The sequence below is a fragment of the Ruegeria sp. CK2 genome (assembly GCF_056536585.1).
Window position 1 is genome coordinate 1 of the sequence record NZ_JBQFPW010000066.1, and the last position, 1,032, is coordinate 1,032.

A 1,032-nucleotide genomic window follows, 5' to 3' on the forward strand; every position below is an offset into this window, starting at 1 on the left:
GGATGCACCCAACGCTGCGGGACAACCCAGCCTTTATCAAAGTAAGCCGTGTCCAGCTCATAGATCCCAGCCGCTTCGTTCAACGCCTTGTTGACCAATGCTGACTTGATTGCCGCATGATCACCGTCATCCAGAGTTTCACTGATCCAACTGTAGCCAAGCGCAACCGCCAACGTGACCCTACTCAAGCCCAGAAAGTTTTCCGGGTACCACGTCTCCAAATCTGCAAGTTGCAAAAGCTCCAGTCTGGCTCGATCCGCATAGCGTTTGTCGCCGGTCAGACGCCACGCCATTCCCATTGTTGTCAACCGCTCAACCGGTTTCTGATCAAAACCAACAAAGCTCTGCCGTAGTTCTGAGGTATCCGATCTGAGCGCTTCCACAATTGTAGGCTGATCCAAATGGGCATCAGCGCTTGCAAGCAAAGCTTCGTATGCCGAAGCGAGAACCGCATCTGTTGTTCTTCTGGTCTCAATCCGTTCAACAACGTTATCGGTCAGCATGATTTGCGGCACCACAGTGTCGGACCAAGCACTGCTGGTGAAGAGGAAAGACAATAACGAAGCTATGATGGAAGTTGGAGCTAGCGACTGTGTCTTACTGAAGGTTGCGTTCACAAAGCCCCTCCGCACTGGAAATTTCAGGCAACTGAACTCTGCAACGTGCAACTAACTCTGTCAAAAAAATACATCACAAGAAATCCGCAAATTTTGGACTTAGCCTATACTCCAGATCCATAATATTACAGGCAAAACAAGATTGCGCTGCGAGTGCGATGGCCGAGACAAACACCTTTAGGCATCTATCATACTGCGTGCGACACGACGCCAATCATTCAGGCGTCCAAACACAATCTCGAACCTATTACGGCACCTGTAGCGACGCTTGCCGTATTTGTTGATGGCTCGGTAAAGCTAAACCGGGTCACCCTAAACTTTGCGTGAGCCTCCCCAACTGAACTGGTCCATCGTTATGTTTAGGAAACGGAGGACCAGGAATGGCAAACACGAGACCGAAGCCCGAAGAGATTGT

At 50.3% G+C, this 1,032-nt stretch carries 1 protein-coding gene and 1 pseudogene; both read right to left on the minus strand.

Features of this window, described 5'->3' with window-relative positions; all coding sequences use genetic code 11:
* Window positions 1–503: hypothetical protein (locus ACR0BU_RS24705; RefSeq protein ID WP_480739577.1), on the minus strand; the 503-nt coding region annotated here is incomplete at its 3' end.
* A gap of 187 nt (window positions 504–690) precedes the next feature.
* A pseudogene (locus ACR0BU_RS24710) lies at window positions 691–896 on the minus strand (hypothetical protein); the annotation flags it as partial.
* Between the last annotated feature and the right edge of the window lie 136 nt (window positions 897–1,032).